This is a genomic window from Virgibacillus ndiopensis (assembly GCF_900187325.1).
Taxonomy (GTDB): domain Bacteria; phylum Bacillota; class Bacilli; order Bacillales; family Amphibacillaceae; genus Virgibacillus_E; species Virgibacillus_E ndiopensis.
Genome location: NZ_FZMZ01000006.1, coordinates 1,362,533 through 1,376,480 on the forward strand (window position 1 = coordinate 1,362,533; position 13,948 = coordinate 1,376,480).

General features: G+C 35.2%; 19 protein-coding genes. 12 read left to right on the plus strand and 7 right to left on the minus strand.

Annotated features, from left to right (window positions below; genetic code table 11):
• Positions 1-187 precede the first annotated feature (187 nt).
• Positions 188-700: a phosphatidylglycerophosphatase A family protein gene (locus tag CS937_RS18890; RefSeq protein ID WP_099160007.1), complete on the minus strand. Its 513-nt coding sequence runs from the start codon at positions 698-700 to the stop codon at positions 188-190.
• 96 nt (positions 701-796) lie between these two features.
• On the opposite strand from CS937_RS18890, the gene CS937_RS18895 reads away from it, so the two are divergent.
• Entirely contained in the window at positions 797-1,771 is a 975-nt protein-coding gene (locus CS937_RS18895; protein WP_099160008.1) for a protein kinase family protein, read from the plus strand.
• Positions 1,772-1,783: 12 nt separating this feature from the next.
• Positions 1,784-2,752 carry a 2-hydroxyacid dehydrogenase gene (locus tag CS937_RS18900; RefSeq protein ID WP_099160009.1) on the plus strand — a complete coding sequence of 323 codons (969 nt, stop codon included), beginning with the start codon at positions 1,784-1,786 and terminating at the stop codon, positions 2,750-2,752.
• 52 nt (positions 2,753-2,804) lie between these two features.
• Here CS937_RS18900 and CS937_RS18905 read toward each other — a convergent pair whose 3' ends face one another.
• Complete coding sequence (locus CS937_RS18905; protein WP_099160010.1) at positions 2,805-3,029, minus strand: NifU family protein; 225 nt, start codon at positions 3,027-3,029, stop codon at positions 2,805-2,807.
• A gap of 159 nt (positions 3,030-3,188) precedes the next feature.
• On the opposite strand from CS937_RS18905, the gene CS937_RS18910 reads away from it, so the two are divergent.
• The 3 genes from CS937_RS18910 (at position 3,189) to CS937_RS18920 (ending at position 4,806) form a co-directional block, all read left to right on the plus strand.
• Positions 3,189-3,509 (plus strand): YuzD family protein, encoded by a 321-nt coding sequence (locus tag CS937_RS18910; protein ID WP_099160011.1) that lies wholly within the window; start codon positions 3,189-3,191, stop codon positions 3,507-3,509.
• Between the two features lie 19 nt (positions 3,510-3,528).
• Positions 3,529-4,383 carry a diaminopimelate epimerase gene (gene dapF / locus CS937_RS18915; protein ID WP_099160012.1) on the plus strand — a complete coding sequence of 285 codons (855 nt, stop codon included), beginning with the start codon at positions 3,529-3,531 and terminating at the stop codon, positions 4,381-4,383.
• Between the two features lie 66 nt (positions 4,384-4,449).
• The gene (locus CS937_RS18920) at positions 4,450-4,806 is read left to right on the plus strand and encodes a HesB/IscA family protein (protein ID WP_099160013.1); all 357 of its coding nucleotides are present in this window, start codon (positions 4,450-4,452) and stop codon (positions 4,804-4,806) included.
• Positions 4,807-4,910: 104 nt separating this feature from the next.
• Here CS937_RS18920 and CS937_RS18925 read toward each other — a convergent pair whose 3' ends face one another.
• Positions 4,911-5,897 carry an NAD(P)/FAD-dependent oxidoreductase gene (locus CS937_RS18925; protein WP_099160014.1) on the minus strand — a complete coding sequence of 329 codons (987 nt, stop codon included), beginning with the start codon at positions 5,895-5,897 and terminating at the stop codon, positions 4,911-4,913.
• Between the two features lie 298 nt (positions 5,898-6,195).
• Here CS937_RS18925 and CS937_RS18930 point away from each other — a divergent pair, with 298 nt between their 5' ends.
• From CS937_RS18930 to CS937_RS18940, 3 genes are all read left to right on the plus strand, one after another.
• The gene (locus CS937_RS18930; protein WP_099160015.1) at positions 6,196-7,413 is read left to right on the plus strand and encodes an NAD(P)/FAD-dependent oxidoreductase; all 1,218 of its coding nucleotides are present in this window, start codon (positions 6,196-6,198) and stop codon (positions 7,411-7,413) included.
• Positions 7,414-7,508: 95 nt separating this feature from the next.
• Entirely contained in the window at positions 7,509-7,820 is a 312-nt protein-coding gene (locus CS937_RS18935) for a YuiB family protein (RefSeq protein ID WP_099160016.1), read from the plus strand.
• Between the two features lie 74 nt (positions 7,821-7,894).
• Complete coding sequence (locus CS937_RS18940) at positions 7,895-8,602, plus strand: 3D domain-containing protein (protein ID WP_425445489.1); 708 nt, start codon at positions 7,895-7,897, stop codon at positions 8,600-8,602.
• Positions 8,603-8,642: 40 nt separating this feature from the next.
• On the opposite strand, the gene CS937_RS18945 is transcribed toward CS937_RS18940, so the two are convergent.
• The 3 genes from CS937_RS18945 to deoD form a co-directional block, all read right to left on the minus strand.
• On the minus strand, positions 8,643-9,116 hold the full coding sequence (locus tag CS937_RS18945; protein ID WP_099160017.1) for a divergent PAP2 family protein: 474 nt from the start codon (positions 9,114-9,116) through the stop codon (positions 8,643-8,645).
• A gap of 343 nt (positions 9,117-9,459) precedes the next feature.
• On the minus strand, positions 9,460-10,053 hold the full coding sequence (locus tag CS937_RS18950) for a biotin transporter BioY (RefSeq protein WP_099160018.1): 594 nt from the start codon (positions 10,051-10,053) through the stop codon (positions 9,460-9,462).
• 115 nt (positions 10,054-10,168) lie between these two features.
• Positions 10,169-10,876, minus strand: coding sequence for a purine-nucleoside phosphorylase (gene deoD, locus CS937_RS18955; RefSeq protein WP_099160019.1), 708 nt, complete (start codon positions 10,874-10,876; stop codon positions 10,169-10,171).
• Positions 10,877-11,123: 247 nt separating this feature from the next.
• On the opposite strand from deoD, the gene CS937_RS18960 reads away from it, so the two are divergent.
• From CS937_RS18960 to CS937_RS18970, 3 genes are all read left to right on the plus strand, one after another.
• Positions 11,124-11,387, plus strand: coding sequence for a phosphocarrier protein HPr (locus CS937_RS18960; protein ID WP_099160020.1), 264 nt, complete (start codon positions 11,124-11,126; stop codon positions 11,385-11,387).
• Positions 11,388-11,459: 72 nt separating this feature from the next.
• Positions 11,460-11,948 carry a cation:proton antiporter regulatory subunit gene (locus CS937_RS18965; protein WP_099160021.1) on the plus strand — a complete coding sequence of 163 codons (489 nt, stop codon included), beginning with the start codon at positions 11,460-11,462 and terminating at the stop codon, positions 11,946-11,948.
• Positions 11,949-11,954: 6 nt separating this feature from the next.
• Positions 11,955-13,130 carry a cation:proton antiporter gene (locus CS937_RS18970; protein ID WP_099160022.1) on the plus strand — a complete coding sequence of 392 codons (1,176 nt, stop codon included), beginning with the start codon at positions 11,955-11,957 and terminating at the stop codon, positions 13,128-13,130.
• Between the two features lie 42 nt (positions 13,131-13,172).
• On the opposite strand, the gene kapB is transcribed toward CS937_RS18970, so the two are convergent.
• A complete protein-coding gene (kapB, locus tag CS937_RS18975) occupies positions 13,173-13,565 on the minus strand; it encodes a kinase-associated lipoprotein KapB (protein ID WP_099160023.1) in 393 nt (130 codons plus the stop codon).
• A gap of 131 nt (positions 13,566-13,696) precedes the next feature.
• On the opposite strand from kapB, the gene CS937_RS18980 reads away from it, so the two are divergent.
• Positions 13,697-13,885: a hypothetical protein gene (locus tag CS937_RS18980; RefSeq protein WP_099160024.1), complete on the plus strand. Its 189-nt coding sequence runs from the start codon at positions 13,697-13,699 to the stop codon at positions 13,883-13,885.
• The last annotated feature ends 63 nt before the right edge of the window (positions 13,886-13,948 follow it).

Consider the following 13,948-nt stretch of genomic DNA (forward strand, 5'->3'; position numbering starts at 1 on the left):
TAAAATTTGAATGCTGTGGATAATTAAACTGCTGCATCAGCAACATCCAACTCCAGCACGCAGCGACTGATGGACTTCCCTCACCTCCGTACGATAAGGTCAACATCTACGCTTAAGCTCTACGTGTTTCCTTTATCTCCTACGGCTCAGTCCAGTCCCTACGTCGCTGGGCGCTTGCGCTTTTGTTCTAATCATCTAATTGTTTATCATCTGCTGAGCCATGCGCAAGTCTACTTGAGGCAGCAGCGGCAATAGCGCCGACAATATCATCAAGAAATGTATGGCATTCACCTGTGGATTTGTCGTTTAACTTTTTGAGAATTCCAGGTTTCTGTTTATCAATGTATCCATAGTTGGTGAATCCGATTGATCCATAGACGTTAACGATGGACAGTGCAATAATTTCATCCACTCCATATAAGCTTTCATCAATTTCAATTGTTTGCTGAAGTGGTTGAACTAATTTCTTTTCTTCTGCTAGCATATCGAGTTGAATTCCAGTTAAAACAGCATTTTGTACCTCGCGTTTCGTCAACACGCGATCCACGTTATGCTTGCATTCCTCCAAGGATAGATGATCATGATATTTTGATTGTAGGTAATATACTAATTCAGCAATATCGTCTAAAGTGACACCACGTTCTGTTAGTAATTCTCTTGCTTTTATCTCTAACTCACTTTGTTTTGTTACCTTATCCATTCTATATCACCTTTCTTAAATTTTTCTATTGTATCTAGTTAAGATATATCAATGATTCACATACAATAGTGTAAATGGCTTGCAGGGGGAGATCGTTTGAAGGATTTACTTGTTAACTATTACGATATCCATGTTGAGGAAAAAGTAATACTTGATAGAAAGGAATGTTTCAAAAACAATGAATATTTCTATTTTACCATTTTAACCGATAACAGGGAAGTTATTCATATGGAACAGGCAGCACTGGCTTATTATTTAACAGAACAAAACATGAGGCATGTTGCAATTCCAATTCCAAATATTAATGGGGAATGGTTCACTGAATATCAGGATAATAACTACATGGTATTGCGGTTTCGGTATAAACAAGAACGTGAGCTGTTATCGCATGGAGAACTACTCGCGAATTTTCATAAAACTGGTTCATCGTATGAGTATGAGCCACAGGAAATATCAAGTTATGGGCAATGGAAGGAACTATGGATCAATAAATTAACAGCATATGAAACGAATATTGCAAGTCGTGCCAAAGAACGTTCAACCCAATTTAATCGATTAATGATGGATATACTACCATATATTATTGGCATAAGTGAAAATGCAATACAATATGTGCAGGAAAGTGAAGAAGATGATCGTTTTCATGAGGCAGATCAAGGAACCATTTCATTTAGACGATACAATGAACAGGTATTAAAACCAGTACTTTGGTTTGATCATTTAGTATATGATCATCCAACAAGGGACTTAGCTGAATATATTCGCAATAAGTTTTTGTATGGTGGGGATGAAGTGAGTAGTGAGATGGCTGGATTTATGCATCAGTATCAATCAGTACAGCCCTTATCTGTTTTCAGCTGGAGATTACTATATGCTAGATTAATTTTTCCGATTCAATTATTCGATCAAATCGAACATTGTTTATCTTATCAAAATGAAGAGCAAAGTTATAGGGAAATGGTCGATCTACTTGACAAGCAAACAGTATATGAAAAACGATTAGCAAATTTTTTTGATAATGCAGGTGTGGATAATGAAGCATTAGAAATTCCTGTGTTACACTGGTTGTAATGGGGTGTTAATATGAAAAAGCCATTAATTTATATTACAAGAAAAATACCGAATGAGGTTATTGAGTCTTATTTTGATTCGTTTGATATTCGGATGTGGGAAAGAGCGGATATACCAGTCCCTAGAGATCTTTTACTAAAAGAAATGGAGCATGCAGATGCATTGTTGTGCTTGTTAACCGAAAGCATTGATAAGGAACTTTTGGAAAAGGCTACCAAATTAAAAATTGTGGCGAACATGGCAGTAGGTTACGATAATGTTAATATAATTGCGGCAAGGAATAAAGGAATTATTGTCACTAATACCCCTGATGTTCTGACCGACACTACTGCTGATTTAACATTTACATTATTAATGGCTACAGCTAGAAGAATAGTGGAAGGGAACAATTTTATTAAACAAGATAAATGGGAGCATTGGTCACCCTTATTGTTAGCTGGATCAGATATTCATCATAAAACAATTGGAATTGTAGGGATGGGAAGAATCGGTCAAGCAGTTGCAAAACGTGCTAAAGGTTTTGAAATGGAAATTTTGTATCACAATCGATCGAGAAATTTTGAAGCGGAACAAGAATTTCAAGCTACATTCTGCAAAATAGATGAACTACTGGATAAATCAGATTTCGTTGTGTCATTAGTACCATTAACAAAGGAAACGAGGTACATGTTTAATAAAACTTCATTTCAGAAAATGAAGTCATCAGCAATATTTATAAATGTTTCCCGTGGCCAAGTGGTCGATGAAGCAGCCTTATATAATGCATTGACGTCAAAGGAAATCGCTGCAGCTGGATTAGATGTTTTCGGAGAAGAGCCAATCCGATCAGATCACCCTTTGTTAAACCTGGAAAATGTACTCTGCTTACCACACATTGGTTCTGCAAGTGTTGAAACACGGATGGAAATGATTGCGTTATGTTTGGAAAATATTTCACGTGTATTTAATGGTAAGGAACCAAAGACACCAGTCAGAGGTTAGAGAAAAGAAAAAGGCAGACATTAACGCTGTAATGTCTGCCATTCATTTATTATTAAAATACTTGTTCGATTTCTTTAACACCTGGTACTTCAGCCATTAAAGCACGTTCAATACCAGCCTTTAAAGTGATTGTTGAGCTCGGGCAATTACCACAAGCACCCATGAGACGAAGAAGTACAATGCCATTTTCATCAACATCTATTAACTCCACATCTCCACCGTCACGAAGTAAAAATGGGCGTAATTTGTTTAACACTTCTTGAACTTGTTCTTGCATTATCCATCTTCTCCTTTCCTATTTAACATTATAAGATGAATATCAAAAAAAATCTATTCGAAAATTACTATTTTGAAATTCAGTAGTTAATTATATTTTATCTTTAAATAAAGATTTTGTAAAATAAAAGTAACTATGAACATGGAGGTCTAAACGGGGATGAAAAAAGTTAGAATTACACTATATGGTGCAGAACAAATTTGTGCAAGCTGTGTCGGTGCACCTGGTTCTAAAGATACGTATGAATGGCTGCAAGCGGCAATAGGCAGAAAGTATTATGATAACAATCTTGAATATGAATACATTGATATTAATCAACCTCCAAACATAGAAAAGCATCAACGGTTTGTTGAGCGTATTTTTGAAGAGAATCTCTTCTATCCGATTGTATTTGTTAATGAAGATATGGTTGCTGAGGGGATTCCTCAATTAAAAACAATCTACAAACAACTTGATAAGAATGGAATTGTACGGAAGTAAAAAGAAATGAGGATGTAGGATGAAGATACCTTTTACCAAAATGCATGGATTAGGAAATAATTATATTTATCTTGATTTATTCCAATTTGAAATTGCAGAAGACTTGTTATCCCCATTAGCAAAAAAAGTATCAAACGTACATACTGGAATTGGTTCGGATGGCTTGATATTAATTCATCCAAGCAACGTTGCGGATGTAGGGATGCGGATTTTTAATAGAGATGGATCTGAAGGGAAAAATTGCGGTAATGGGTTACGGTGTGTTGCTAAGTATGCATATGAGCAGGGCATCGTTCAGCAGAAAAATTTCCGCATTGAAACGAAAGCAAATATTGTTGATGCAGAAGTTAGGGTCACCAATCGTGAAGTGGAGGAAGTAACAATAAACATGGGTCAACCGGAGCTAATGCGTTCGTCAATTCCAATGATAGGTGATGAAGGGGAAGTTGTAGCTGAGACATTTATCGTAAATGATAAGGAATTAAACGTTACCACTGTCTCTATGGGAAATCCACATGCGATATTTTTTGTCGAGTCAATTGAAAATGCACCATTATATGAGCTCGGTCCAATAATTGAAAAAGATGAACGATTTCCTGAAGGGGTAAACGTTGAGTTTGTTGAAATGGTTTCAAAGACTGAATTAAATTTTCGGGTGTGGGAACGTGGCTCTGGTGTAACAGAGGCTTGTGGTACAGGAGCTTGTGCGGCAGTTGTAGCGGCAATTTTAAATGGATATATGAATAGAAATACTAAAATATGTGTTCATTTAAGTGGTGGAGATTTATTCGTAACTTGGGATTCAAAAGGATTGGTCTGGATGACAGGTGGGGCAGAAATTATTGCTTCTGGGATTTATAGCTTAAATCAATAATTTGAACTGTAACTAAACTGTTTGTATACTAAAGATATAACCCATCATAAAGAAGGAGGAACATGTATGGTTATTACATTAACAGATAATGCTGTTAACCAGGTTAAAGAAATGATGAAAGAAGAAACAGAAAATGTTCGCCTACGCTTTGGTATAAAAGGTGGGGGCTGTAGCGGATTATCATACTCATTGGGATTCGACTACGATGTTAATGATGAATTAGATATGATAGATGAGATAAACGGTATTCCCGTAGTTATATTTAAACAAGATATACCAATCATTGAAGGAACAACGATTGATTTTAAACAAAACATGATGGGTGGCGGATTCGCGATCGAAAATCCAAATGCTATCGTATCATGTGGGTGCGGATCTTCATTTAAAGCGAAAGATCGCGAGGGAACACCCGAGAATTGCTAATTTATGGCTAGAACACTGATAGGTGTTCTGGTTTTTTTGTTTCCATTCACAAAAAAAAGAACAGGCACCCAATTTAGGCACCTGCTCTACAGAATAATGCTTTACTAAAACTCCATACTCGTTGAATGTTTCGGTTGTATTCTTGCTCTTGGATCTATATATTGTTTAGCGTTATTAATAGCTGTTGGGCCTTCACCAAATCCAGTTGCGATGAGTTTAACTTTCCCAGGATATGTACAAATATCCCCTGCAGCATAGATACCTGGTATGTTCGTTTCCATTTTCGAGTTTACTACAATACTATTCTTCTCGATTTCCAGTCCCCAATTCTTTATCGGTCCTAGTGAGGATATGAAACCATAATTACACAATAAAGAATCTATTTCTAACTCAATTTCACGATCACCTTTGACTTCTTCTAATTTTACTTTGTTAATTTTATTTATACCTTCAATACTAACAGGAACAAATGGTGTCAGAACGTTAACGTTAGATGACATAAGTTTTTCTACGCTATGCTCATGAGCTCTAAATTTATCGCGACGGTGTACTAATGTAACTTGTTTGGCAATTGGTTCAAGCATTAACGCCCAATCGACAGCAGAATCTCCACCACCAAGTAGCATAACATTTTGATCTTTATATTGATTCATGTCCTTAACATGGTAATGCAAATTTACCCCCTCATATTGTTCACTATTATCAACATTTAAACGGCGAGGCTGGAATGCACCATTTCCGGCAGTTATAATGATTGTTTTTGTATAATGAATTTCTTGGTCAGAAGTTAGTTTAAATGAGCCATCGTCTAATTTTTCTACTTTTTCTATTGCTTGACCTAATACAATTGTTGGAGCAAATAGATTTGCCTGTTCTTCAAGGTTGTCTACTAATTCTTGTGCCCGAACCTTAGGAAAGCCGGCAATATCATATATATCCTTTTCAGGGTATAGGGCTGTTAATTGCCCCCCTGTATGCGGTAAACTTTCAATGATTTTTACACTTGCTTGACGCATACCACCGTAAAATGCAGTAAACAGGCCTACTGGACCTGCGCCAATAATCGTTACATCATATATTTTATCTGTCATTAAGATTTCCTCCAATCCATCTATGTTCCATAGTACGACAAAATGAGTTTATCATAAAGGAATATGCTATGTGTGATAGTTAACAAAATTAAAATGTAAACTAATAGTATAACGACAATTTTCAATATTATAAAAGTGTAATAAAGGGTTGAAAATTGTCGTGAAAAGGTCTAAGATATTCTTTAGAAATTATATTACGTTTTTGTGACAAAATTATATCGTCTTTATGTCTTTTTTTTATGCCTAATTACGTGAAGAATGTCACAAAGGTAAATCATACAGATGGAAGTGATGAGAGATGAAAAAACCAAACATAGTGATTCTTGGTGCTGGCTACGGGGGAATGATGACTACTGTAAAGTTGCAGAAGTCAATGGGAGTGAATAACGCTAACATTACACTTGTTAATAAAAACGACTATCATTACCAAACAACTTGGTTGCATGAAAATGCTGCGGGTACATTACATCATGATCGTACACGTATTCCTATTAAAGATGTTGTAAATATGAGCAAGATAAATTTTGTAAAAGATACTGTTGTTTCGATTAAGCCAGATGAAAAGAAAGTGAAGCTTGAAAATAGTGAGCTTACATATGATATTCTTGTTATTGGTCTAGGTTTTGAAGCAGCGACATTTGGTATTCCTGGTTTGATGGAAAATGCATTTACAATTGGTGATATAAATAGTGCTAGATTAATACGCGAGCATATCGAGTATAATTTTGCAATGTATCATAATGATAAAGAGAAAAATCAAGCACGCCTAAATATCGTTGTTGGTGGCGGTGGATTTACTGGTATTGAGTTTGTTGGAGAATTGGCAAATCGTATTCCAGAACTATGTAAAGAATATGATATTGATAAGAGCCTTGTTCGTATTATTAATGTAGAAGGTTCACCAACTGTATTACCAGGATTTGATCCACAGCTTGTTGAATATGCAATGAATTCATTGGAATCACGTGGCGTAGAATTTATTACTGGTGCAATGTTAAAAGAGTGTAAACCGGATAGTATTGTTTATGAGAAAGATGGAAAACAGGTTGAAGTTCCAACACTAACAACTGTTTGGGCTGCTGGAGTTCGTGCAAATTCTATTGTTGAGCAGTCAGGTATTGAAACGAACCGAGGAAAAGTAGAGGTAAGAAATGATATGCGTGCCCCTGGTTATGATGATATATTTGTAATCGGTGATTGTGCATTAATCATGAATCCTGAGAATGGTAGACCATTCCCGCCAACAGCACAAATTGCTATTCAGGAATCCTATACAGTTGCACATAATGTTAAGGCATTAGCAGAAGGTCATGAGTTGGAAGGATTTGAGGCAAAAATTCTTGGTACTGTAGCATCGCTTGGACATACGGATGCAATCGGTGTAGTTTTGAATGATCGCAAATTGTTCGGGTGGAAAGCTACTGTTATGAAGAAAATTATAGATAATCGTTATTTACTTAAATTAGGTGGATTAGGTCTTCTAATGAAAAAAGGTAAGTTTAATATATTTTATTAATAGTTGAAAAAGTAAAGGCATTCCAAACGCCTTTGCTTTTTTATTATTTTAAGATAAAATGAACTCTGTATGATTAGTTTAAGGGGGATACAGTGTTGATTCAATTTGTTGTTGAAATATTATTGTTTTTTGTTATTTTTTTTGGCATAGCTTTTATATTAAATATGTTACTCAGAAAAACGTGGTTAATGTCATATATATATCCAATTGTGGTCATAATGATTGTAGATGATATGTCGACAACTCGTTATTTTAATGATCCGGCTGAATCGTTTTCAAGTATGATTAATAAATTTGTTAATTTAGGTATTGCCGATATCGTTATTTTAGGTTCGGGTCTAGTTGGAACAATCGTTTCTGGCTTTGTTATTAAGTTTTTGCGTAAGAGCGGCTATCAAATGTTTTAAATACGAATTAAATAGATTTAAGATTTTAATATGAATAAAAAGTTAATAGATTGGAAATGATGACATCCAGAGAGGTGTTATCATTGAAAAAAATTAAATTTTTGAGAAGAACTGGAATGTTACTATTGTTTTTAGGGGCATTTTACACTACTGTGACTACCATATCGAATGTTACTATAGCTGATATGAAGGTATGGGTGGAGAAAGGCTCCAGCAAGGCTGTAGCAGAAATGTCACAAGATTCATTTAAGGGAAAGCACGTTACCCTAAAAGAAAAGTCACTTAACTTCAAAGAAAAGCAAAAAAGATATATTTCTAGTGAGCAAATAGAAGGACCGAAATCATTAGCGGAAGCAGTAACTATGCAGTATCCAAGTGCAAAAGTGGATACAGTAATGGCAACTGGCTATACAGCTGGAGTGGAATCAACAGGTAAAACACCAAATCACCCACGATATGGAATCACCTATTCAGGTGTTAAAGTGACAAGAGACTTATATTCTACTATTGCAGCTGATTTAGACGTGTATCCAATTGGAACAATTCTATGGATTCCCAAATACGGATTTGGTGTTGTAGCTGACAAAGGTGCAGCAATTAACGGGAATAAGATTGATTTGTATTATGAGACTGTAGAGGACGTTTATTCTGAATGGGGTAAAAGAAAAGTCGACGTACACGTTATCGAAATGGGTGATGGAAAACTCACCGAGGAACGACTTAAAGAGTTAAATGAAAATGAGGCATTACAAGTTTTTAGAAAACAGATAACAAAAAGCTAAAAAAGATAAAGACTAGCTTGAGAGCTAGTCTTTATCTGATTCAATAGAGATTATAGAGCAAAAAAGCAATACATATTCCAGAAATACCGCCGAAAAAAACTTCAATTGGTTGATGTCCTAATAATTCTTTTAATTCTTCTCGTTTTTCATATTCTTCTTTCCGATTCCAACCCCTTGCACCATCAACAAAGTATTGGAAGTCTTTAATCAATTTGTTTAATACAACGGCTTGCTCACCAGCTTGTCTGCGGACCCCTGATGCGTCAAACATGGTAATAACACTGAAAACAAATGCAACTGCAAACACAGGTGAGGTGACACCTTCAACAATGCCGATACCGGTTGTTAATGCTGCAACAGCAGCTGAATGACTACTTGGCATTCCACCAGTACTGAATGCTAAACCGGGTTTAAACTCTTTTGTTACAATCAACTGAATTGGTATTTTAATTACTTGTGTAAGTACAATTGCTAGCAGAGCCGCAGATAACGGGAAATTTGAGAAAATATGCATGTTGGGCTGAACATCCTTTCTAGCCGAAATATGATAATTAAGTCCTATTATATGCATTGTGTTCATGAAGATACAGTTTGTTTAGTGTAACAATCAGACGCTTAAAATAGATATTATCATACCGAATAAAAAGTGGAAACTAAAAAAGATACTCCATTATTGAAGTATCCTTGTAGAAATTTATCCCGCCTTAACGGGCAGTAAAACCTTTAACGAGAAGATTACAAAAAAACTAAAGGAAGATAAGTGGGTGTCAACTGCCCGTAATGGTCCGATTCTGTTCAACTAACATACAGTGGGGAAGAAAAGGAAAATCCCCACTGAATGAAGTTTCACTTTATTTTTATGCTTTAACCATCATCCATTTAGATGGAACTCGTTTGGCTATATTGACCATAAAAATAGCAGCCAAGCATGCCAAGGCAGTATCTTTAATTAAAAACGGAATCATACCTGACCAAGCGATAAGGTAGGAAATATCGAGTTCTAACCATGTGTTCATTGCTAAGTACATGTAGCTTACCCCAATACCATAATTAGCTATCAAACCAACGATTGCGGCTATTGAATAAATTTGAATAGAAGGCTTGCTGCTTAGTTCGGCGATAACTCCTACAAAAAATGCTATAAAAATAAACGAAATGATAAATCCACCTGTAGGACTGATTAACGCCATTGGTCCAGCTGACATCTCGGCAAATACCGGAACTCCCGCAATCCCAACAAGAATGTATGTAATCATTGAAATACTACCTAACTTTTTCCCAAGCATCAGTCCAGCTAAAATAGCAAAAAATGTTTGAAGTGATAATGGTATAGATGCGCCTCCAATAGGAATAGCTAGCATTGGAAACCAAACTGCTATATTAGCTCCAATTGCCATTAAGCAAACAAATACTGCTCCAAAAGTTAAGTCAATTGGTCTTAATCCCTTCATTGTTATCTCCCCCTTCTAAAATGATCATAAGGAAAAACATTTATTTTGTCAACCAATTATTTTATGAGTTTACAATAAAAACAGCTTTTCATTGCTGAAAAACTGTTTAATAGGATTATTTAACTGCTGCATCTAACGCAATTTCCATCATTTCGTTAAATGTTGTTTGTCGTTCTTCTGATGATGTTTCCTCTCCTGTTAAAATATGATCAGAAACTGTTAAAACTGATAATGCTTGACGATCATATTTTGCAGCCAATGTATAAAGTGCTGAGGTTTCCATTTCGATTGCTAGTACTTTATATTTTGCCAGTAATTCATTTATTTCTTTTGCATTCTCGCGATAGAAGGTATCACTTGTAAAAACATTTCCAACACGAAGATTCATTCCTTTTTCTATCCCAACATCATATGCATTCTTTAGTAAATCAAAATCAGCTAATGGTGCATAATCAATTCCATTAAAGACCATTCTATTTATTTGCGAATCTGTCGTTGATCCTTGTGCTAAGATAACGTCCCGAACTTTAACATCTTTTTGGATTGCTCCACAAGTACCTACTCGTATTAACTTTTGTACATCATAGCTTTGAATCAATTCATTAACATAAATTGAAATTGAAGGAACGCCCATTCCAGTACCTTGTACAGATACCCTTTCACCATTGTAGGTACCAGTATATCCATACATACCTCTTACTTGATTATATTGGGTTACATCGTCTAGAAATGTTTCTGCAATGAATTTTGCTCGTAAAGGGTCACCCGGCAATAAAATTTTATCAGCAATTTCGCCTTTTTTAGCTTCTATATGTACACTCATTTATGTACCTCCCAAGTAATATCATTTTCTTACAGAACAACGTTATCATAACGCTTAATTAAAGACAAATTATTGAATAAAGATCGCTTTTTTTTAGTTTCACAAACGTGTATAATTGTATATAATACTACTAGTACGTTTTACAAATAAACGCATTATACGGTTTATCTGTGAATTAGTGGGAAACATATAAGTATGTTTTTAACAGTACATAGTAAGTTTATTAATATGGGAAGGATGAAATTAAATGCAAGAGAAAACATTTACAATTACTGCTGACACTGGAGTCCATGCACGTCCAGCTACATTATTAGTTAATAAAGCAGGTCAGTTCGAATCAGAGGTAGAAGTATCTTACAATGGCAAAACAGTTAACTTAAAATCAATCATGGGTGTTATGTCATTAGGGGTACCTAAAGGTGCTGAAATCAAGGTTACTGCACAAGGTAATGATGAAGAAGATGCATTAAAGGGTATCGAGGAAGTAATTAAAGAACATTTAGGTGAATAAATGAGTAAGCTAGAGATTATGTAGATCCTCTAGCTTTTTAAATTTGTAATATGAATTTGAGGTGAAGAATTAATGAATGTTTCTGTATCCCAGCTTCCGGGAATTGGGCAAAAAATTACGTTAAAGACTTCCGAAGAAAATATGCTTGTTATTATCGTACATCATACTGGGAAAAGAGAGCTTTATTTTTTTGATGATGCAGATAATGATGAAGCCGATTTTGCAATGGACTTAACACCTGATGAAACGAGAGAACTTGCCGCCCAGTTATTAGGTGCAACATATCAACCAGTAGATGTAGAAAAAATGCGCTTGTTTAAAAAACAGATTATCGTTGATTATATAACCCTGAAGAAAAAGTCACCACTTGTTAATAAAACAATTGAGGAATCTGATATTCGCAATAAAACCGGTGCAACAATTATAGGAATCGTCCATGGTGATGATGTGATTGCAATCCCAGAAGCCGATACGACATTAAAGCCAGGGGATGTATTAATGGCGGTTGGAAAAGATGAACAAATAGCAACTCTTACAGATCTATGCCAGGGTGAGGAATGATGATGCTTGTTTAGTGATTTTCCCACATTACTAGGTGCCGGTATAGTTTTATTAGGTATTTTTTTGCTTGATTATATTGGATTAAAAGTAAATTTTCCAAATGTTATATTGTATATTCTTTTTGGAATCGCTTTAGCAGGATTTCTTGATCACAATTCATTATTGCACTTTTCTAGTGAAGTTGCTATTGTCCTGTTGTTCTTTTTATTAGGAATAGAGTTTAATACAAGGCGATTAGGCGGTATAGCAAAAAAGATTTGGAGCTCTGGTCTACTTGATGTAGCACTCAGTTTAGGGGTATCCATGCTAATTGCATTTGGTTTTGGTATGGACTGGTTCACATCTTTTTTAATTGGTGGAATTACCTATGCAACAAGCTCTTCAATCACAGCTAAACTGCTTGATGATAAAGGGAGAATGGCGAATGCTGAAACAGAATATGTATTAGGTATTCTGATTTTTGAAGATTTGATTGCACCAATTATTGTAGCTATTTTGATTGCATTAAGTTCAGGCAATACTTTTTCTGGATTAGATTTAATTATCTTAATCGGAAAAATTGTTGGACTTGCTTTAATTGCAATCGTACTTGGAAAAACGTTGTTTAAACGTTTTGAAACCTTCTTAATTAAAATTGATGATGAAGATTTCAAAATTGTATTGTTAGTTGGAATTGCTATGTCTTTCGGTGGACTAGCCTTGTTCCTCGGGCTTTCCGAAGTATTAGGTGCATTCTTGGCTGGCGTAATGTTAGCAGAAATTGGAAAAATAGAACGTGTAGAAGGAACGGTAACACCGATTAAAAATCTTATGCTTCCGACATTCTTTGTATACTTTGGAACAACGATTGATCTAGGTGAAGGTATTCCCATGCCGGTTCTATTAACGGTACTAGTAATTTGGTCTATTATTGCAAAAGTGCTAGTTGGAATTGTAGGCGGCAGGCTGTATGGATTAACGAAACGGGTAGCTTTAAGGGCAGGATTATCGATATGTGCGAGAGGTGAATTCTCTGTTGTTATCGCTGCAGTAGCAGTTGGTTCAATTAAAGTGTTCGCTGGTATTTATATAGTAATTTCAGCCTTCGTTGGGATGGTATTGTTCAGCTACGCTCCAAAAATCACAAGAAAAATTTATGGGAAACCAGCAAAGAAGAAGAAGGATTTAAAGGTTCCTACTTAATATTAAAAAAAGGAAGGGAGGCTGTAGACCTCCCACTTCTCACTAATAATAACTTTGATGGTAATACCTTTCTTCTAGTTCCTCAACTCTTTTTAATGCTAGTTGATTAAATTCTGTATCTTTGTTGGTTAATTTTTCTTTTAATTTCATAACAGCTTTTTTGAGGGAATCATTGTAATTAGGAATTGCTCCTTCAAAAGAATAGACAACGGGTTTTGCCACATTCATTTTTTCGTAATGAGCTAGAGCCTTTCGTTCATGAAAAAATACACCCTCAACTTTACCAGGATGGTGAAGATCACCTTGCATTGGATGTTTTATGACAGCAAGAACTTTAATCAAGTATTTATCGCCTCGATCCTCTAAGACTTCCCCTATATAAATTCCTGAATTATAATGTGCTCGAACATTTTTACCAATTGAAAAATCGTTCATATTCTACTGACCTCCTTCTTTCATCTATGTCTATTGTTACAAAAAATTGTTCAAATGGCTATTATTTAAATAGATTATGTTTGGAGATTGTGTAAAGTTTGCTATAATCTAGTTGAAGGAAGTGAGTAATTATGATGGAATTTCTTTATTTTCCAGAAGATAAAACAGAATATATTCCTGGTATCATATCATTGGTCATCTTTATGATTGGTGCAGCTATAACGATGTATATATTTATCAAAAAATCGAAAAAAGAAGAACAACTAATTGATCAACAGTATAAATTAAATGCAAATAATATCGATGACGCTGACGAATGAGGGGCTGGAACATAACTAAACTTTTTAAGTATAAAGACGAACAAAGTGCTGTTTTAGTGGATG

Bases quoted from the DNA above. Each gene is read 5' to 3' on its own strand.
- CS937_RS18910 (WP_099160011.1), top strand. From the start codon at position 3,189: ATGAAAAAAGTTAGAATTACACTATATGGTGCAGAACAAATTTGTGCA.
- CS937_RS18925 (WP_099160014.1), bottom strand. From the start codon at position 5,897: ATGACAGATAAAATATATGATGTAACGATTATTGGCGCAGGTCCAGTA.
- CS937_RS18920 (WP_099160013.1), top strand. From the start codon at position 4,450: ATGGTTATTACATTAACAGATAATGCTGTTAACCAGGTTAAAGAAATG.
- CS937_RS18945 (WP_099160017.1), bottom strand. From the start codon at position 9,116: ATGCATATTTTCTCAAATTTCCCGTTATCTGCGGCTCTGCTAGCAATT.
- CS937_RS18905 (WP_099160010.1), bottom strand. From the start codon at position 3,029: ATGCAAGAACAAGTTCAAGAAGTGTTAAACAAATTACGCCCATTTTTA.
- CS937_RS18900 (WP_099160009.1), top strand. From the start codon at position 1,784: ATGAAAAAGCCATTAATTTATATTACAAGAAAAATACCGAATGAGGTT.
- CS937_RS18980 (WP_099160024.1), top strand. From the start codon at position 13,697: ATGATGGAATTTCTTTATTTTCCAGAAGATAAAACAGAATATATTCCT.
- CS937_RS18960 (WP_099160020.1), top strand. From the start codon at position 11,124: ATGCAAGAGAAAACATTTACAATTACTGCTGACACTGGAGTCCATGCA.
- CS937_RS18950 (WP_099160018.1), bottom strand. From the start codon at position 10,053: ATGAAGGGATTAAGACCAATTGACTTAACTTTTGGAGCAGTATTTGTT.
- CS937_RS18965 (WP_099160021.1), top strand. From the start codon at position 11,460: ATGAATGTTTCTGTATCCCAGCTTCCGGGAATTGGGCAAAAAATTACG.
- kapB (WP_099160023.1), bottom strand. From the start codon at position 13,565: ATGAACGATTTTTCAATTGGTAAAAATGTTCGAGCACATTATAATTCA.
- deoD (WP_099160019.1), bottom strand. From the start codon at position 10,876: ATGAGTGTACATATAGAAGCTAAAAAAGGCGAAATTGCTGATAAAATT.
- CS937_RS18890 (WP_099160007.1), bottom strand. From the start codon at position 700: ATGGATAAGGTAACAAAACAAAGTGAGTTAGAGATAAAAGCAAGAGAA.
- CS937_RS18930 (WP_099160015.1), top strand. From the start codon at position 6,196: ATGAAAAAACCAAACATAGTGATTCTTGGTGCTGGCTACGGGGGAATG.
- dapF (WP_099160012.1), top strand. From the start codon at position 3,529: ATGAAGATACCTTTTACCAAAATGCATGGATTAGGAAATAATTATATT.